15 protein-coding genes and 1 riboswitch are annotated in these 17,191 nt (G+C 67.8%); of the genes, 8 read left to right on the top strand and 7 right to left on the bottom strand.

All coding sequences use genetic code 11. From position 1 onward, the window contains the following. Positions 1-49 precede the first annotated feature (49 nt). From IB255_RS28280 to IB255_RS28270, 3 genes are read left to right on the top strand one after another with little or no spacing between them, the layout of a single operon-like run. Complete coding sequence (locus tag IB255_RS28280) at positions 50-961, top strand: ABC transporter permease (protein ID WP_081517209.1); 912 nt, start codon at positions 50-52, stop codon at positions 959-961. Position 962: 1 nt separating this feature from the next. Then, positions 963-1,781, top strand: a complete 819-nt coding sequence (locus tag IB255_RS28275) for an ABC transporter permease (protein ID WP_081517210.1) — start codon at positions 963-965, stop codon at positions 1,779-1,781. A gap of 25 nt (positions 1,782-1,806) precedes the next feature. Beyond that, positions 1,807-3,276, top strand: a complete 1,470-nt coding sequence (locus tag IB255_RS28270) for an aldehyde dehydrogenase family protein (protein ID WP_081517211.1) — start codon at positions 1,807-1,809, stop codon at positions 3,274-3,276. Positions 3,277-3,467: 191 nt separating this feature from the next. Here IB255_RS28270 and IB255_RS28265 read toward each other — a convergent pair whose 3' ends face one another. From IB255_RS28265 to IB255_RS28255, 3 genes are all read right to left on the bottom strand, one after another. Beyond that, a complete protein-coding gene (locus tag IB255_RS28265) occupies positions 3,468-3,836 on the bottom strand; it encodes a VOC family protein (protein ID WP_081517212.1) in 369 nt (122 codons plus the stop codon). Between the two features lie 96 nt (positions 3,837-3,932). Further along, positions 3,933-4,538, bottom strand: coding sequence for a GNAT family N-acetyltransferase (locus tag IB255_RS28260; RefSeq protein ID WP_192211178.1), 606 nt, complete (start codon positions 4,536-4,538; stop codon positions 3,933-3,935). A 60-nt stretch (positions 4,539-4,598) separates the two neighbouring features. Beyond that, positions 4,599-5,840 carry a TIGR03862 family flavoprotein gene (locus IB255_RS28255; protein WP_192211177.1) on the bottom strand — a complete coding sequence of 414 codons (1,242 nt, stop codon included), beginning with the start codon at positions 5,838-5,840 and terminating at the stop codon, positions 4,599-4,601. A gap of 311 nt (positions 5,841-6,151) precedes the next feature. Between IB255_RS28255 and IB255_RS28250 the strand changes: the two genes are divergently transcribed. Then, entirely contained in the window at positions 6,152-6,652 is a 501-nt protein-coding gene (locus IB255_RS28250; RefSeq protein WP_167523257.1) for a hypothetical protein, read from the top strand. Here IB255_RS28250 and IB255_RS28245 read toward each other — a convergent pair. Both IB255_RS28245 and IB255_RS28240 read right to left on the bottom strand, forming a co-directional pair. Then, positions 6,637-7,560: a histone deacetylase gene (locus IB255_RS28245; protein ID WP_081517216.1), complete on the bottom strand. Its 924-nt coding sequence runs from the start codon at positions 7,558-7,560 to the stop codon at positions 6,637-6,639. The genes IB255_RS28250 and IB255_RS28245 overlap by 16 nt on opposite strands. A 102-nt stretch (positions 7,561-7,662) precedes the next feature. Beyond that, positions 7,663-8,868: an MFS transporter gene (locus tag IB255_RS28240; protein ID WP_192211176.1), complete on the bottom strand. Its 1,206-nt coding sequence runs from the start codon at positions 8,866-8,868 to the stop codon at positions 7,663-7,665. A gap of 209 nt (positions 8,869-9,077) precedes the next feature. On the opposite strand from IB255_RS28240, the gene IB255_RS28235 reads away from it, so the two are divergent. Genes IB255_RS28235 through IB255_RS28220 form a run of 4 tightly spaced genes read left to right on the top strand, consistent with a single transcriptional unit; the run spans position 9,078 to position 12,712 of the window. Then, entirely contained in the window at positions 9,078-9,620 is a 543-nt protein-coding gene (locus IB255_RS28235; protein WP_192211175.1) for a GNAT family N-acetyltransferase, read from the top strand. Then, positions 9,617-11,233 carry a nitroreductase family protein gene (locus tag IB255_RS28230; protein ID WP_192211174.1) on the top strand — a complete coding sequence of 539 codons (1,617 nt, stop codon included), beginning with the start codon at positions 9,617-9,619 and terminating at the stop codon, positions 11,231-11,233. Before IB255_RS28235 ends, IB255_RS28230 begins: the two co-directional genes overlap by 4 nt. A 13-nt stretch (positions 11,234-11,246) precedes the next feature. After that, positions 11,247-12,116: an acyl-CoA thioesterase II gene (tesB, locus tag IB255_RS28225; protein ID WP_081517220.1), complete on the top strand. Its 870-nt coding sequence runs from the start codon at positions 11,247-11,249 to the stop codon at positions 12,114-12,116. Then, the gene (locus tag IB255_RS28220) at positions 12,113-12,712 is read left to right on the top strand and encodes an HAD family hydrolase (RefSeq protein ID WP_192211173.1); all 600 of its coding nucleotides are present in this window, start codon (positions 12,113-12,115) and stop codon (positions 12,710-12,712) included. Before tesB ends, IB255_RS28220 begins: the two co-directional genes overlap by 4 nt. 284 nt (positions 12,713-12,996) lie before the next feature. On the opposite strand, the gene IB255_RS28215 is transcribed toward IB255_RS28220, so the two are convergent. Both IB255_RS28215 and dxs read right to left on the bottom strand, forming a co-directional pair. After that, positions 12,997-14,853, bottom strand: a complete 1,857-nt coding sequence (locus tag IB255_RS28215; RefSeq protein ID WP_192211172.1) for a TonB-dependent receptor domain-containing protein — start codon at positions 14,851-14,853, stop codon at positions 12,997-12,999. A gap of 88 nt (positions 14,854-14,941) precedes the next feature. Continuing rightward, positions 14,942-15,138: riboswitch (cobalamin riboswitch) on the bottom strand. A gap of 37 nt (positions 15,139-15,175) precedes the next feature. After that, positions 15,176-17,086: a 1-deoxy-D-xylulose-5-phosphate synthase gene (gene dxs, locus IB255_RS28210; protein ID WP_081517223.1), complete on the bottom strand. Its 1,911-nt coding sequence runs from the start codon at positions 17,084-17,086 to the stop codon at positions 15,176-15,178. Between the last annotated feature and the right edge of the window lie 105 nt (positions 17,087-17,191).

Below are 17,191 nucleotides of genomic sequence, written 5' to 3'. Positions count from 1 at the left end.
CGTTATTCGCCCCACCGCGAAGGTCCGTTCCATGCGTAGGGAATCGAACATGAACATCGCTGTCAGCGCCCCGTTGCCGCAGACCCAGGCGACGCCCAGCGCCTCGCGCGCAAAAAGCCTCGGCCGGCGCGTCACGCTCCTGCTGCTGTTGCCGTCCACCCTGTGGTTCCTGCTGCTGCTCCTGATGCCGCTGGTGATCATCCTGGTCTTCAGCTTCGGCGAACGCAGCGCCGTGGGTGGCTACGGTGGCGGGCTGACGCTGGAGAACTACCTGAACCTCGGCTCCCGCGCCCAGGCCTTCTGGAACACCCTGACCCTCGCGCCGCTGGGCACCCTGGCGTGCCTGCTGGCGGCCTACCCGCTGGCTTATTTCCTGGCGGTGAAGGTGCGGCGCAACAAGTCGCTGCTGCTCACGCTGGTGATCGTGCCGTTCTGGACCAGCTTCCTGATCCGCACCTACGCCTGGATCTTCCTGCTCAGCGGTCGCGGCATCCCGGCGCTGCTGGAGACCTTCGGCATCGCCGACGTGCGCCTGATCAACACGCCCTACGCGGTGCTGATCGGCATCGTCTACGGCTACCTGCCGCTGATGGTGTTCCCCATCTACGTGACCCTGGAGAAGCTCGACAAACGTCTGCTGGAAGCCTCCGGCGACCTCGGCGCGAGCGCCTTCGAAACCTTCCGCCGGATCACCCTGCCGCTGTCCGCGCCGGGGGTGATCACCGGGGTGATGCTGGTGTTCATCCTGCTCATGGGCGAGTTCCTGATCCCGGCGATCCTCGGTGGCGGCAAGGTGTTCTTCGTCGGCAACGCGCTGGTCGACCTGTTCCTGCAATCGCGCAACTGGGCGTTCGGCAGCGCGGTGGCGATGACCCTGGTGGCGATGATGCTGGTGATCATCGGCGTGTATCTGAAACTCGTGGCCCGCTACGGCGGCTCGCGCAACGATGGGGTGCTCTGACATGTGGCTGCGCAGTTACTCCACCTCGGTCTACCTGTTCCTCTACGCGCCCATCGCGCTGATCATGCTCTTCGCCTTCAACGCCGGGCGCAGCGGGCTGAGCTTCCAGTGCTGTTCGGTGCAGTGGTTCGGCCGCGCCTTCGACAACCCGTTCATCCTGGAAGCCCTGGGCAACAGCGCGCTGATCGCCCTCTGCTCGGCGCTGATCGCCACCCTGTTCGGCACCCTCGCGGTGTTCGGCCTGCAGCGGGTCGGCAAGCGCGTGCGCCTGCTGTTCGACGCGCTGACCTACTGCGCGATCATCGTGCCGGGCATCGTCATCGGCATCGCCACGCTGATCGCCTTCATCACCCTGTTCGACGTGCTCAACCCGTTGCTGGCGCTGCTGGACATCGGCCTGCCGAAACTCAACATGGGCTTCGGCACCGTGGTGGCGGCGCACTCGCTGTTCACCATGGCGCTGGTGATGGTGATCGTCCGCACCCGCGTCGAGGCGATGGACAAGTCGCTGCTGGAAGCCTCCGCCGACCTCTACGCGCCGCCGCTGGATACCTTCTGGCGGGTGACCCTGCCGCAGATCGCCCCGGCCATCCTCGCCGGCTTCCTGCTGGCGTTCACCTTCAGCTTCGACGATTTCATCATCGCCTTCTTCGTTGCCGGCTCCGAGACCACGCTGCCGATCTACATCTTCTCGTCGATCCGCCGGGGCATCACGCCGGAGATCAACGCCATCTCCACGGTGATCATCTGCGCCTCGCTGGCGCTGCTGTTCACCTCCCGCTACCTGCAGAACCGCCGCACCGGCGTTCAGGCCGCCTGAGGGCCGCCTTCAAGGAGACTCGAGGATGCGCGACCAGCTCTACATCAACGGGCAGTGGGTCAGGCCGGACCTGGGTGGCCGCTTCACCAGCTTCGACCCGGCCTCCGGGCAGCCGCTGCAGGAAGTGCCGGCGGCCACTGAGGAAGATGTCGACCACGCCGTGCGCGCGGCGCGTACCGCGTTCAGTCGCGGCTGGGGCCAGAGTCGCGGCAGCGAGCGTGCCGAATGGCTGGAGGCGCTGGCCGGGGAGCTGGAGCGCAACCAGGATTCACTGGCCGAACTGGAGGTGCGCGATAACGGCAAGCCGCTGCCCGAGGCGCGGTGGGACGTGGCCGATGCCATCGGCTGCTTCCGCTACTACGCCGAGCTGGCGCGGGAGCTGGACCAGCGCCAGGACCAGGTGCTGGCGCTGCCCGACGAGCGCTTTCGCTGCCGCATCCGTCAGGAGCCGGTGGGCGTGGCGGGGCAGATCATCCCCTGGAACTACCCGCTGCTGATGGCGGCGTGGAAGGTCGCACCGGCCTTGGCGGCGGGCGCCACCTGTGTACTCAAACCCTCGGAATTGACGCCGCTGAGCGCGCTGGAGCTGGCCGCTGCGGCGGACGCCGTGGGCCTGCCGGCGGGCGTGCTCAACGTGCTGCCGGGCCTCGGCGCGGAGGCCGGCGGGCCGCTGAGCCAGCATCCAGGTGTGGACAAGCTGGCCTTCACCGGCAGCGTGCCGACCGGCTCGCGGATCATGTCGGCGGCGGCCCAGGACATCAAGAACGTCAGCCTGGAGCTGGGCGGCAAGTCGGCCTTCATCGTCTTCGACGACAGCGATGTCGAGGCGGCGGTGGAGTGGATCCTGTTCGGTATCTTCTGGAACCAGGGCCAGGTATGCAGCGCCACCTCGCGCCTGCTGGTGCAGGAAGGCATCGCCCCGCGCCTGATCGAGCGGCTGGTGGAGGCGACCCGCGCCATCAGCATCGGCAATGGCCTCAAGCCGGGCGTGCTGCTCGGCCCGCTGGTCAGCCAGGGGCAGCACGAAAAGGTGCTGGGTTTCGTCGAGCGTGGCCGTGCCGGCGGCGCGCGGTTGCTCACCGGCGGAAAGCGTCCCGCGGGACTGGACGAGGGTTGGTTCATCGAGCCGGCGATCTTCGACGAGCCGGCCGAGGACGCGCTGATCTGGCGCGAGGAGATCTTCGGCCCGGTGCTCTGCGTGAAGCGCTTCAAGACCGAAGCCGAAGCCCTGCGCCTGGCCAACGACAGCCGCTTCGGCCTGGCCGGCGCGGTGATGTCGGGCGACCCGCAGCGCGCGGCGCGGGTGGCCGACGGGCTGCGCGCGGGGATCGTCTGGGTCAACTGCTCGCAGCCGACCTTCACCCAGGCGCCCTGGGGCGGCATGAAACAGAGCGGCATCGGGCGCGAGCTGGGCGTGTGGGGGCTGGAGAACTACCTAGAGGTGAAGCAGGTGACCGAGTACATCTCCGACCAGCCGTGGGGGTGGTACCTGTAGGAGCGGGCCATGCCCGCGATCGCGCGCATGGCGCGCTCCTACAGGTCGACTCCGGGGACTCAGGCTCGTAGGGCGCATAACGCGTCAGCGTTATCCGCCATCGTGGCAACGGCGGATAACCCGTTCCGGGTTATGCGCCCTACGTACTGAAGCAAGCGCCGTGGTTCGGTCCTGCAGGTCGTCTACGGGGCTCAGTCGAGGTTATGCCCGATCCGCCAGAGCACGCCGCTCGGGTCGTGCAGGGTGAAGTCGCGCATCTTCCACGGCTGGTCTTCCGGCGAGCCCAGGCGCACGCCGTAGCGCTCGGCGAGGCCGGAGTCGCGGACCTTCGCGTACCAGGCATCGGCGTCTTCCACCAGCAGGTGCAGCATCAGGTTTTCGGCAAATTCCCTGACGTAGTAGTTCTGCAGCAGGAAGGCGCAATGGTCGCCATGGTGGAAGTAGGCGAGCTCTTCGGAGTTCCACGGCGAGAGGAATCCCAGGTCCTTGTAGAACTGCTGGGAGAGCGCGAAATCGCGGGCGGGGACGAAGACTTTCAGTTCAACGCTGGCAGTGCTCATGGGACAACCTTCCTGGTTCATGCGTGAGCAGGCTTCTCGACGGTGCCCTCGATGCGGGCGAGCTGCCTCTGGCGGGCGGCTGGCCGCGAGTCTAACTCAGAGCTGGCGCTGCATGTAGCGACTGCCGGCCACGCCCGGCAGGGTCGAGGTGCGCTCCACCTGCACGCTGAAACCCAGCCGCTCGTAGAGCGCCTGGGCCTTGGGGTTGGCCGTGGAGACATCCAGCGCCGCCATGGGCAGGCCGCTGCTGCGGCCGATCTGCAGGAAGTGGTCGATCAGCTGGCTGCCCAGGCCTTCGCCGCGCAGCGTCGGCATGACGCCCAGGTGCGCGAGGTACAGGGTCTTGCGGGGCGGCGGGCAGATGATCTTTTCCAGTTGCAGACCACGGCGGATCACCCCCGCCGACCCCAGGCCGAAGTAGCCGAAAATCTGCCACGTGGCCGCGAGCATGTAGCCCAGGTTCGCCTCGCCGCCGAATACCGTGCCGGCCGCCACCACCTGGCCGTCCTGCTCGCCGACCCAGTGCTGGCGCCAGCCGAACTGCCCGCTGCCCTGGGCGAAGGCGTAGCGCAGGAAGTCCTGGGCGCTGTTGCGGCCGGGGCGGGCGAAGGCATAGTCGAAGGCGTCTGGGCCGGAGCTGTAGATCAGCGGGATGGCGGCATCGACATCATCGGGACGGGCGCGGCGGAAGGTCAGCGGCATGCAGGCGACTCCTGGGTGGGAATCGAGAATCTAGCACCATGGTTCCAGTTTTGGCAGGGTTCAGCCCTGCGCTTCGAGCCACTTCAGCGCGCCAAGCCCGGCGGCGCGACCGCTGGCGAAGCAGGCGGTGAGCAGGTAGCCGCCGGTGGGTGCTTCCCAGTCGAGCATTTCGCCGGCGCAGAACACTCCCGGCAGTGCCTTGAGCATCAGCTGCTCGTCCAGCGCCTCGAAGGTCACGCCGCCGGCGCTGCTGATGGCCTCATCCAGCGGGCGGGTGCGCACCACGGTCAGCGGCAACGCCTTGATCAGTTGGGCTAGACGCTGTGGATCGGCGTAGTCGGCGGCTGTGGACAACTCGCGCAACAGCCCGGCGCGCACGCCGTCCACTCCCAGGCGACCGCGCAGGTGGTTGGCCATGGACCTGGAGCCGCGCGGCTGGGCGATGGCCTTGGCGACCTGTTCCAGGCTGCGGTTGGGCAGCAGGTCCAGGTGCAGGGTGGCGCTGCCAGTCTGCTCGATGCACGCGCGGATGCCGGAGGACAGCGCGTAGACCAGGCTGCCTTCGATGCCGCCGGCGGTGACCACGAACTCGCCCTGGCGCGGCGTGCCCCCGGCCAGCGAAAGCGCCACCGGCTTGACCGGCGCACCCGCGAACTTGTCGCGGAAGAACTCGCTCCAGCCGGCCACTTCGAAACCGCAGTTGGCCGGACGCAGCGGTGAGATATCCACAGCGCGCCCGGCGAGCAGTGGCACCCAGGCGCCGTCCGAGCCCAGGCGCTGCCAGCTGCCGCCGCCGAGGGCCAGCACGCTGGCGTCGGCGCTCAGGCTGAGCTGGCCTTGCGGCCCGTCGATCAACAGCGCGCCATTGGCATCCCAACCCAGCCAGCGGTGACGGGTGTGGATGACCACGCCGGCTTCGCGCAGGCGCTTGAGCCAGGCGCGCAGCAGCGGCGCGGCCTTCATGTCGGTGGGGAACACGCGGCCGGAGGTGCCGACGAAGGTCTTGATGCCCAGGCCATGAATCCACGCGCACAGCGCCTGGTTGTCGAAGGCGTCGATCAGTGGCGCGAGGGTTTGTGCGCGCTGGCCGTAGCGCGACAGGAAGGCTTCGCGCTCCTCGGAGTGGGTGATGTTCATGCCGCCTACGCCGGCCAGCAGGAACTTGCGCCCGACCGAGGGCATGGCGTCGAACAGCTCCACCTGCACGCCGGCGCCGGCCAGGACTTCGGCCGCCATCAGGCCGGCGGGGCCGCCGCCGATGACGAGGGCGGTACGGGAAGCGAGCGGGCGGGAATCGGTCATGCAGGGGGCCAGGCGAAGGAGGGCGGGAAAGGGCGCAATTCTAGCGCAGCGGCACTGCACGCCGGTTGCTCATTTTTCGTCCAGCTGGCCCGGAGCCGGCGGGGGCGGGCGCGTCAGCCGCTTTCCCGCAGCTTATCCACAGGCCGCTCCACAGTTGTCGTGGACAACCCCGGAAGGCGAGGAACGGTCGTTCTGATCCCTGATGGATAGGGGTTGCGAGAATTCCTACAGGGGATAGGGATTGCGCCGATGTTGGCGCTTTTGTGAATCCATCAGCATGCGGGCCTCTTGCAACCTTGGTCCGACTGTCGATGAAAGTCCGTGATTACCTTCGCTCCCACGAGGCCCACCTATGGGTGGAAGGCAGCGACACCCGCGTGCGGGTGAATGGCCTCGATATTGTCATCCGCAGCCTCCCCAGCGAGGAAATCCGCGCGCTGCTCAACGAGGCGGTGGCCCATATGGTGGTGCGCCTGAACAAGAATCTGCAGGGTTCGAAGGTGAAGTTCGAGCAACGCGTGCTGGAGCTGCTGTCGATCCAGATCGCGCTGCACAACCTGTATGTGTTCACCAACTGGAGCCGCCTGCTGCCACGCTACCTGCAATATGCAGGGCCACTGCGCGCGCAGGAGCTGCTGCAGCACCACGTGCCCGAGCAGGTGATGCGCTTCTGCGAGAAGCACTACGAAGACGATGCCCGGTCGCGTGCGGCCGCGCTCCTGGGGTTCTCCGCCCATGAGCTGGCGCGCTGGGAGCAGCAACGCCTGCCGATGCGCATGGACACCAACAACTCGCGTTACCGGTCCAGCTGAAACTCGCGCGCCACCCGCGCAGCGCTGTGGTGCAGGATGCCGTGGCGCCGGGCCAGCGCGTGGCGGTCCTTGTCGTAGCCACCGCCGATCACGCCCACCACCGGGATGTCGCTGGACAGGCAGCGACGGATGACGTGCTCGTCGCGCGCCGCCAGTCCCGCGTCGGTGAGCTGCAGATAGCCCAGGGCATCGTCCTTGTGCACGTCCACGCCGGCGTCGTAGAGCACGATGTCCGGCTGGTACAGCGGCAGCAGGTAGTCCAGTGCCTCTTGCACCACCTTCAGGTACTCCCCGTCGCCCAGGTGCAGTGGCAGGGGAATGTCCCAGTCGCTCTGCGCCTTGCGCGCGGGGAAGTTCTTCTCGCAGTGCAACGACACCGTCACCGCGTCCGGTACGTTTTCCAGGATGCGCGCGGTGCCGTCGCCCTGGTGCACGTCGCAGTCGAAGATCAGCACGCGGTTGGCCTTGCCGCTTTCCAGCAGGTACAGGCTGATCACTGCCAGGTCGTTGAAGATGCAGAAGCCCGAGGCATGGTCGTGGTGCGCATGGTGGGTGCCACCGGCGAGATGACAGGCCAGTCCGTGTTTCAGTGCCAGCTCCGCGCTGAGCAGCGAGCCGCCCACCGCACGCACCGTGCGCCGCGCCAGCGCTTGCGTCCAGGGCAGGCCGAGGCGGCGCAGTTCTTCGCGGCTCATCTCGCCGCTGCAATAGCGCTCGATGTAGTCGCGGTCGTGGGCCAGGGCGAGGACGTCCGTCGGGCACAGTTCCGGGCGCAGCAATTGCGCGTCTTTCACCAGGGCGCTGTCCACCAGGTGGTCGCGCAGCAGGCGGAACTTCTCCATGGGGAAGCGATGGTTGTCCGGGAAGGGCGGACTGTAGTCGTCGTGGTAGACCAGGGGCAGCGGCATGGCGTCGGCGGATCGGGAATGTGCTGCACAGGGTACGTCGGCGCAGCGCGCAGACGAAAGGGCCGGCATTGCGCCGGCCACTTTTCATTCGAGCCCGCGTTTTCAGCCTTCGTTGGAGAGGGCGGCGTCGCGTCGCGCGCTGCGGCTGGTGGCCACCGAGACCGACCACAGCACGAAGCCGCCGATGGCCAGCAGGCTGCCGACCCAGCCCGGCGAGGTCCAGCCGTAGCCGGCCGCCAGGGCCAGGCCGCCGAGGTACGGGCCCAGCGCATTGGCGAAGTTGAAGGCCGAGTGGTTCAGCGCCGCGGCCAGGCCCTGGGCGTCTTCGGCGACGTCCATCAGGCGGGTCTGCAGGACGGTACCCAGGGCGCCGCCGAAGCCGACGAAGAACACGCAGATCGAGATGGCCCAGATGTTCCCCGCGGTGAACGGGAAGATCGCCAGCACCACCGCGCTCCACACCAGCAGGCCGCCGGCGGTGGGCATCACGGCGCGGTCGGCGAGCACCGGGATGAACAGGTTGCCCAGGGTCATGCCGATGCCGAACACCGCCAGGATCAGCGGCACGATGCTCGGCGAAACGTGGGTCACCGCGCCGAGGATGTCGGCCAGGTAGGTGTACACCGCGAACAGTCCGCCGAAGCCGATGGCGCCGATACCCAGGGTCAGCCAGACCTGGCCGCGCTTGAGCGCGCCCAGCTCGCGCAGCGGGCTGGAGTCCGGCTCGGCGGGCGAGTAGGGCGCCAGCAGGCGCACGCAGATCATGGTAAGCACGCCGAGTGCGGCCACCAGCGCGAAGCTCCAGCGCCAGCCCACGGCCTGGCTCAGCCAGTTGGCCAGCGGCACGCCGATGATGGTGGCGACGGTGAGGCCGAGGAACATCCGCCCGACCGCCACGGTGCGCCGGTGCGGCGGCACGATGGAGGCGGCGACCAGCGCGGCGATGCCGAAGTAGGCGCCGTGGGGCAGGCCGCTGATGAAGCGGAACAGCAGCATCCAGTGGTAGGTCGGCGCCAGGGCGCTGAGGCCGTTGCCGATGGCGAACAGCGCCATCAGCAGCACCAGCAGGGTACGCCGTGGCAACCGCGCGCCGAGCACCGCCAGCAGCGGCGCACCGACGACCACGCCCAGGGCGTAGGCGCTGATCACGTGGCCGGCGGTGGGGGCATCGATGCCCAGCGCCGGGGCGAAGTAGGGGAGCAGGCTCATGGTGGCGAATTCAGTGGTGCCGATGGCGAAGCCGCCGACAGCCAATGCGAAAAGCACCAGGGCCGTACTGCGTTGCAGTCCGGTGGTGGAGGTCGTCATGGGAGTTCCTTGGTCTTTTTTGCGGTGCGCCATGGCGGCGCGGCTGTCTGCGTGAGCACGGTCAAGGCAGTGACCGACAGCGAAGGTAGGAGAAAAATACCAGATGAGGGCCTTTCCTGCTGAATCGATTGCGCCTCGTCTGACGGATTGCGTCCTACAGGCCCGTCGCCGGGTATCATGCAGACCTTTGCTGATCCGCGATGATTCCCATGGATTTTCCCAGCCTGACCACCGAGCGCCTGCTGCTGCGGCCGTGGCGCCATGACGACCTGGTGTCCTTCGCTGCGCTGAACGCCGACGCCGAGGTAATGCGCCACTTCCCCGCCTGCATGAGCCGCGAGGACAGCGACCTGCTGGCCGCGCGCATCCTCAAGCACTTCGATGAGCACGGCTTCGGCCAGTGGATAGTCGAGCGCCGCGAGGATGGAGCGTTCATCGGCGTGCTCGGCCTGCAGCGGGTGTCCTTTGAGGCGCCGTTCACTCCTGCGGTGGAGATCGGCTGGCGCTTCAACACGGCCTACTGGCGGCAGGGTTATGCGCTGGAGGCGGCACGCGCGGCGCTGGCCTTCGCCTTCGAGCAGTTGCGGCTGGAGGAAGTGGTGGCCTTCACCGTGCCGGCCAACCTGCCGTCCCAGGGGCTGATGCAGCGCCTGGGGATGAAGCGTGACGAAGCTGGTGACTTCGAGCATCCGCGCCTGCCGCAAGGCCATCCGCTGCGTCTGCATGTGCTCTACCGGATTCCTCGCCCATGACGCCGAGCGAAGGCGTGCGCGCCTATCACGAACTGAGCAGCCATCGCCCGGAGCGCTTCGCCCCCGGCCCCGGCCAGCTCGACTGGGCGACCCAGCCGGCCGCCTTCCGCCGTTATGCCGGGGCACGTTGCATCGAGCTGCTGCACCGGCCGCAGGAAGAGTCGCCGGGATATGACGAGGTGTTCGCCGGCCCGCTCGGCGGGCCCGCGTCGCTGAACTTCGCCAGCGTCTCGCAACTGCTCTACGACAGCCTGGCGCTGTCGGCCTGGAAGGACGCCGGTGGCAGCCGCTGGGCGCTGCGGGTCAATCCGTCGAGCGGCAACCTGCACCCGACCGAGGCCTACTTGCTGCTGCCCTCCGGGGCTGTGGATAACGCCGCCCTGCTGGCGCACTACAGCGCCGACGAACATGTGCTGGAGGTGCGCGCCGAACTGCCCGCGCCGCTGGCCGAAAAGCTCAACGATGCGTTGCCCGCCGGCGGGTTCCTGCTGGCGCTGGCGAGCATTCCCTGGCGCGAGGCCTGGAAGTACGGCGAGCGCGCCTACCGCTACTGCAATCACGACCTTGGCCACGCGCTGGCCTGTCTTGGCATCGCCGCGGCGATCCAGGGCTGGGAAGTGCGTCTGCTGCGCGGCGTCGCCGAAGCGCAATTGGATACGCTGATCGGCCTTGACCGCGATGGCTTCAGCGAGCACGAGTTCGCCGATGCGCTGCTGTGGATCGGCCCGGCACAGCCTGCCGAGTTCCCGCTGCCCGGCACGTTGCTCAAGGGCCTTGCAGGGCTGCCCCTGGCCGGCACGCCCAATCGGCTGTCGCGGGAGTATCGCCACTGGCCGGAGCTGGAGCGGGTGCATCAGCTGTGCCGTGCCCCCGCGCTGCCGGGCCATGACTGGTCCGCACCGAAGCCTGAGACGGTTGTGGATAACCCCGGCCTGCCGCTGCGACCGGTCCTGCATCGCCGACGCAGCGCACAGTCCATGGACGGCCGCAGCGGCATTCACGCCGAACTGTTGTATGCCTGGCTGCGTCGCCTGATGCCCGAATGCTCGCCCGTGCCTTTCGCCTGCAGCAGCGAGCCGGCGCGCATCGACCTGCTGCTCTTCGTCCACCGCGTCCAGGGCCTGGAACCGGGTCTGTACTGGCTCGGCCGCAGTGGCCGCGAAGCGGGCGGGCTGCGCGAGGATTACCTGTGGCAGAGCGTGGAGGAGAGCGGCGTGCCACTGTACCGCCTGCTTTCCGGCGATGCGCGAGGGCTGTCGGCGTTCCTCTCTTGCGGGCAGGACATCGCCAGCGACGGCTGCGTCGCCTTCGCCATGTTGACCGACTTCGATGCCGCGCTGAGCGAAGGCGCCTGGACCTACCCGCGCCTGTACTGGGAAGCCGGACAGGTCGGCCAGTTGCTCTACCTGGAAGCCGAAGCGGCGGGCCTGTCGGGCACCGGCATCGGCTGCTATTTCGACCCGGCACTGGACGAATTGCTCGGCGGTGGTCCGGACTGCCCGGTCAGCCTCTATCATTTCACCATCGGCCGCGCGGTCTGGGACGAACGCCTCAGCAGTCTTCCCGCTTATCCGTCGCCACGCCGACTCCCACTTCAGCAAGACCGCAATTGAGGAAACAACGCGCATGACCCAGATCCTGGACAACCTGGTGGCTCTGCTGAGCCTGGAGCAGATCGAAGAGAACCTGTTCCGCGGCATGAGCCAGGACCTCGGGTTCCGCCAGCTGTACGGCGGGCAGGTACTCGGCCAGGCGCTGTCGGCGGCCAGCCAGACCGTCGAGCCGGAGCGCCACGTGCATTCGATGCACGGCTACTTCCTGCGCCCGGGCGACGCCAGCAAGCCGGTCGTCTATCAGGTTGACCGTGTGCGTGACGGCGGCACCTTCAGCACCCGCCGCGTCACCGCGATCCAGAAAGGCCAGCCGATCTTCGCCCTGAGCACCTCGTTCCAGACCGACGAGGAAGGCTTCGAACACCAGATCGCCATGCCCGACGTGGTCGGCCCGGAGAATCTGCCGACCGATCAGGAACTGAAGAAGCGCAGCGCCGCGCAGTTCCCTGAGCGTATCCGCGACAAGCTGCTCTACCCCAAGCCCATCGAAATCCGTCCGGTGACCGAGAACGACCCGTACGACCCCGAGGTCGGCGAGCCGGTCAAGTACCTCTGGCTGCGCGCCGACGGCAAGCTGCCGGACATCCCGGCGCTGCACAAGTACATCCTCGCCTACGCTTCGGACTTCGGCTTCCTCACCACCTCCCTGCTGCCCCACGGCCGCTCGGTGTGGCAGAAGGACATGCAGGTCGCCACCATCGACCATTCCGTGTGGTTCCACCGTGACCTGCGCGCGGATGAGTGGCTGCTCTATGCCATCGACAGTCCGTGGGCCGGCAATGGCCGCGGCTTCGTGCGCGGCAGCATCTTCAACCGTGACGGCCAGCTGGTCGCCTCCTCGACCCAGGAAGGCCTGATCCGCCGCCGCGAGGACTGGGCATGACGCTGAAAGGCATCCGCCACTGGGTGTTCGACATGGACGGCACCCTGACCCTGGCGGTGCATGACTTCCCGGCAATCAAGCGGGCCCTGGGGATTCCCCAGGAGCACGACATCCTCACCCACCTGGCCGCGTTGCCGGAGGACGAGGCGGCGGCCAAGCATGCCTGGCTGCTGGAGCACGAGCGCGAGCTGGCGGTGGCTTCCACTGCTGCCCCTGGCGCGGTCGAATTGGTGCGGGCGCTGCATGGTGCCGGCTACCGCCTGGGCATCCTCACGCGCAATGCCCATGAGCTGGCGCTGATCACGCTGGCTGCGATTGGCATCGGTGATTGCTTCCAGACCGAGGATGTTCTCGGCCGTGGCGAGGCAGACCCCAAGCCCAGCCCGGACGGCCTGCTGCGCCTGGCCGCGCGCTGGGACGTGGCGCCGCAGCGGATGCTGATGGTTGGTGACTACCGCTTCGACCTCGACTGCGCCCGCGCCGCCGATGCGCACAGCGCATTGGTGAACCTGCCAGAGAACCCTTGGCCCGAGCTGACCGACTGGCACGCGCAGGATTGCGCGGAGTTGGGGCGGATGGCGGGGGTTCTGGGCTGACCTCATCCCCACACCGATGGCTGGGTGGGTGTAGGGCGCATAACGAGCCAGCGTTATCCGCCGGAGTAACTTGCGGCGGATAACCTGTTCCAGGTTATGCGCCCTACGAAACTGACGCTCCCTGTAGGAGCGCCCCATGGGCGCGATCGCGGGCATGGCCCGCTCCTACAGGCTCACGGAGCCTCGAACGTAGGATGGGTGGAGCCCAGGCGATACCCATGCGGTCGGTGCAAGGGCCGATGGGTATCGCTGCGCTCCACGCCATCCTACAAATGCGCCAGGCCTTACAGCTCCGGCGTCCAGGTCACCGCCAGCAGCGCGGTGCGACCCGGTTCGCGGTAGGGGCGGGCTTCACCCATGAAGTCCATCGGGCTGGTCGGGCGCAGGTAGTCGCCCAGGGTGTAGTCGCGGTCCAGGGCGTTATCCAGCTTGAGGTCGAAGCGAATCTCGTCGCTGGCCAGCCAGCTGGTGCGCAGGTCGAGCACGCCGTAGCCGGACAGCTCGCGGGTGTTGGCCGCGTCGTCGTAGCGCTGGCTGACCGCACGCCAGGTGCCGCCGAGGCCGATGGCGCCGAACTGGCGATCCAGGTCCAGGCTCAGGGTGCGGCGCGCGCGATACGGCAGAGTGTGGCCGGTGTCGCGGTCGCGCGGGTCGATCAGGCTCAGGCCGAGCGCGGCCTGCCAGCCCAGCACGTCGCGGGCGACGCTGGCCTCAAAGCCATTGATGCGTGCCTTGTTGATGTTCTCCGGCTGATTGCTGTTGCTGTCCCAGGCGATCATGTCGTCGATTTCGGTGCGGTACAGCGAGGCTTCCAGGTGCGTGCCCGAGAAGTCCCCGCGCCATTGCAGTTCGTAGGTCTTCGAGGTCTCGGCCTTGAGGTCCGGGTTGCTCGCGCCGGGGTAGTAGAGGTCGCTGAAGGTCGGCGCGCGGAAGCCTTCGCCGTAGCTGGCGATCCAGGTCTGGCTGTCGCCCACCGGCAGGCTGAAGGCGGCGTTCCAGCTGTTCTGGCTGCCGTAGGCCTGGTTGTTGTCGTGGCGGATACCCAGCTCGGTGCCGAAGCTGTCGCCCTTGAAGCTGTGCTGGGCGAAGAAGGCGCGGTTGCTGCGCTGGTCGTCGGCAAAAGCGGTGGTGCCGTCGACCTTGTCTTCGTACCAGTCGGTGCCCAGCACCAGCTGGTTGGCGTCGTCCAGTTGCAGGCGGTTGATCCAGCTCGCCGAGTGGCGGGTGGTTTCCAGCGTGCCGTTGTTCCAGCTGTCGGCGGCGCCCACGGCCTTGTTGCGGTCGAAGCTGCGGCCCAGTTCCAGGTGGCTGTTCCACATCTTCGTGATCTGGCCGTCGAGGTAGGCGCTGTAGCTGCTGACGCGGAATTCGTCGCGGGGCGAGCCCGGCTCGAAGTTGTAGGCGTCGTCGTATTCGTTCTTGCCGCGCTGGTCGTTGAGGTTCAGGCCGGCCTTCCAGTCCTCGCTGAAACGGTGGTCCAGGTTCAGGTGCATGGCCTTGTTGCGCTGGGCGTCGTGATCGTTGTCGGCGCCGACGTTGTCGCTGGTGCGATCCCAGCCCTGGCTCTCGTCGAGGCTGCCGCCGAGGTTGTAGCGGGTCTGCTCGTCGCCGCCGGACAGGCTCAGGCTGCGTTCGAAGGTGCCGTGGCTGCCGGCAGCCAGGCGCACTTCGGGGTGCAGGCCGGCTTCGCCGCGACGGGTGAAGATCTGGATGACCCCGCCAATGGCGTCGGCGCCGTACAGGGCGGAGCGCGGGCCGCGGGTCACCTCGACGCGCTCGATGCTGTCGATGCTCAGGTAGTCCAGGCGGGCGATGCCGCTGCTGGCCGAAGCGACGCGCTGGCCGTCGACCAGTACCAGGGTCTGCGCAGTGCTGGTGCCGCGCACGAAGTACGAGACCACGCCGCCCGAGCTGCCCATCTGCACGCCGGGCACACGGGCGAGCAGGGCGGGCACGCTGCGCACTTGCAGGCGCTCGATGTCGGCACGGGTGAATACGCTGTTGGCCGAAGTGGCTTCGGCACGCGGCTGGGCCTGGCGTGCGGAGGTGATCACCTGGTCGGAGAGCCGGTAGATGTCGTCGGCGGCGAAGGCCAGGCCGGGTAGCAGGCTGGTGGCCAGGGCGAGTCGGGTCAGTTTCATGGAGCGTCCTCAAAAGCGGTCGGATGACTTTCGAGGAGGGCGTGGCAAGGGCGGCAGGCCGCACTTGACGGTGCGGCCCTCCGCAACACCTGTCGGGGCGTGTCGAGGGCGGTCTCCGGGCTGCCGACGTCACATCGCCGCCTTCCCGCTTTGTGCAGTGGCGGATGGCGATGCTGCGCTCCGTCAGGGGCGCGTCGGTTACCGTTGCGGGGGCAGCGCAGGTCTTTCACCTGCTTCCCGTTACCTCGAACGAAAACGGGCGCACCTTAGTCGGTGCGCCCGTCACTGGCAATACTCCCGGGGAGGGATGCGCCGATCGGTCTCAGCGCTTGCCGAGGGCCTCCAGGCGCGCCTTCACCGAGGCTTCGATGCCGGCGGCGTCTAGCCCGCACTCCGCGAGCATCTGCGCGGGCTTGGCGTGCTCGACGTAGTAGTCCGGCAGACCCAGGTGCAGGATCGGCTGCTGAAGGTTCTCGCGGGCGAGGAATTCGCTGACGGCGGCGCCGGCGCCACCCATCACCGAGTTCTCCTCGAGGGTCACCAGCAGCTCGTGGCTGGCGGCCAGCTGGCGCACCAGCTCCTCGTCCAGCGGCTTGACGAAGCGCATGTCGGCGACCGTGGCATCGAACTGCTCCGCCACTTTCAGCGCTTCGGCCAGTTGCACGCCGAACACCAGGAAGGCGACCTTGCCGGCCTTGCCTTCACGGCGAACCACGCCCTTGCCGATCTCGACCGGTTCCAGCGCCGCCTCGATGGGAGCGTTGGGGCCGGTGCCGCGCGGGTAGCGCACCGCCGCCGGGCCTTCGAAGTGATGGCCGGTGGTGAGCAGCTTGCGCAGTTCGTTCTCGTCGCTGGGGGTCATCACCAGCATGCCGGGGATGCAGCGCAGGTAGGAGAGGTCGAAGCTGCCAGCGTGGGTCGGGCCGTCCTCGCCCACCAGGCCGGCGCGGTCGATGGCGAACAGTACGTCGAGGTTCTGCACCGCGACGTCGTGGATCAGCTGGTCGTAGCCGCGCTGCAGGAAGGTGGAGTAGATCGCCACCACCGGCTTGGCGCCGTCGCAGGCCATGCCGGCCGCCAGGGTCACGGCGTGCTGCTCGGCGATGGCGACATCGAAGTAGCGGTCCGGGAATCTGTCGGCGAAGGCGACCAGGTCGGAGCCTTCCTTCATGGCCGGGGTGATGCCAACCAGGCGCGGGTCCTGGGCAGCCATGTCGCACAGCCACTGGCCGAACACGCTGGAGTACTTCGGCCCGCCGGCCTTCTTCGGCACGGCATGGGCGGGGGCGCCTTCGGGCTCCAGCTTGGTAATGGCGTGGTAGCCGATCGGGTCGATCTCGGCCGGCCCGAAGCCCTTGCCCTTCTTTGTCACCACGTGGAGGAACTGCGGGCCCTTGAGGTCACGCATGTTGCGCAGGGTGGCGATCAGGGTCGGCAGGTCGTGGCCGTCGATGGGGCCGATGTAGTTCCAGCCCAGTTCCTCGAAGAGCGTGCCGGGGACCAGCATGCCCTTGGCGTATTCCTCGGTGCGGCGGGCGATCTCCCAGGCGCCGGGCAGGCGCGAGAGCACCTTCTTGCTGCCTTCGCGCATGCTGCTGTAGGTGCGGCTGGAGAGAATCTTGGCCAGGTAGTTGGACAGGCCGCCGACATTGTTCGAAATCGACATGTCGTTGTCGTTGAGGATCACCAGCATGTCGGCCTTGACTTCCGACGCGTGGTTGAGCGCCTCGAAGGCCATGCCGGCGGTCAGTGCGCCGTCGCCGATCACCGCCACCGACTTGCGGCCTGAGCCCTGCATGCGGGCGGCGATGGCCATCCCCAGGGCAGCGCTGATGGAGGTGCTGGAGTGGCCGACGCCGAAGGTGTCGTACTCGCTTTCCGAGCGGCGCGGGAAGGCGGCCAGGCCGTCTTTCTGGCGCAGGCTGCCCATGCGCTCGCGGCGCCCGGTGAGGATCTTGTGCGGATAGGCCTGGTGGCCGACGTCCCACACCAGACGGTCGTCCGGGGTGTCGAAGACGTAGTGCAGGGCGACCGTCAGTTCGATGACGCCCAGGCCTGCGCCGAAGTGCCCGCCAGTCTGGCCGACGCTGTACAGCAGGTACTGGCGCAGTTCGTCAGCGAGGGTCAGCAGCTCCGCCTCGCCCAGGCGACGCAGCTCGACCGGCGTGCTGGCGCGGTCGAGCAGGGGCGTGGCAGGGCGCGCGCGGGGAATCTCGTGAAACGTCGTGGGCATCAGGCTGATCGTTATGAGAAGGCAAAGATGCGGAAGTTTACCCGAAGCTCCTGATTGGCCCAAGCAACGTGGGGCCAATCCTTCGGACGACCGGATGGTCGGGAC

Source organism: Pseudomonas sp. PDM22 (assembly GCF_014851965.1).
GTDB lineage: Bacteria > Pseudomonadota > Gammaproteobacteria > Pseudomonadales > Pseudomonadaceae > Pseudomonas.
The sequence above is the reverse complement of the archived record's forward strand: the minus strand, read 5'-3'. Positions and strand labels throughout refer to the sequence as shown.

Coding starts and splice junctions, on each gene's coding strand:
- IB255_RS28280 (WP_081517209.1), top strand. CDS start 50: ATGAACATCGCTGTCAGCGCCCCGTTGCCGCAGACCCAGGCGACGCCC.
- IB255_RS28275 (WP_081517210.1), top strand. CDS start 963: ATGTGGCTGCGCAGTTACTCCACCTCGGTCTACCTGTTCCTCTACGCG.
- IB255_RS28270 (WP_081517211.1), top strand. CDS start 1,807: ATGCGCGACCAGCTCTACATCAACGGGCAGTGGGTCAGGCCGGACCTG.
- IB255_RS28265 (WP_081517212.1), bottom strand. CDS start 3,836: ATGAGCACTGCCAGCGTTGAACTGAAAGTCTTCGTCCCCGCCCGCGAT.
- IB255_RS28260 (WP_192211178.1), bottom strand. CDS start 4,538: ATGCCGCTGACCTTCCGCCGCGCCCGTCCCGATGATGTCGATGCCGCC.
- IB255_RS28255 (WP_192211177.1), bottom strand. CDS start 5,840: ATGACCGATTCCCGCCCGCTCGCTTCCCGTACCGCCCTCGTCATCGGC.
- IB255_RS28250 (WP_167523257.1), top strand. CDS start 6,152: ATGAAAGTCCGTGATTACCTTCGCTCCCACGAGGCCCACCTATGGGTG.
- IB255_RS28245 (WP_081517216.1), bottom strand. CDS start 7,560: ATGCCGCTGCCCCTGGTCTACCACGACGACTACAGTCCGCCCTTCCCG.
- IB255_RS28240 (WP_192211176.1), bottom strand. CDS start 8,868: ATGACGACCTCCACCACCGGACTGCAACGCAGTACGGCCCTGGTGCTT.
- IB255_RS28235 (WP_192211175.1), top strand. CDS start 9,078: ATGGATTTTCCCAGCCTGACCACCGAGCGCCTGCTGCTGCGGCCGTGG.
- IB255_RS28230 (WP_192211174.1), top strand. CDS start 9,617: ATGACGCCGAGCGAAGGCGTGCGCGCCTATCACGAACTGAGCAGCCAT.
- tesB (WP_081517220.1), top strand. CDS start 11,247: ATGACCCAGATCCTGGACAACCTGGTGGCTCTGCTGAGCCTGGAGCAG.
- IB255_RS28220 (WP_192211173.1), top strand. CDS start 12,113: ATGACGCTGAAAGGCATCCGCCACTGGGTGTTCGACATGGACGGCACC.
- IB255_RS28215 (WP_192211172.1), bottom strand. CDS start 14,853: ATGAAACTGACCCGACTCGCCCTGGCCACCAGCCTGCTACCCGGCCTG.
- dxs (WP_081517223.1), bottom strand. CDS start 17,086: ATGCCCACGACGTTTCACGAGATTCCCCGCGCGCGCCCTGCCACGCCC.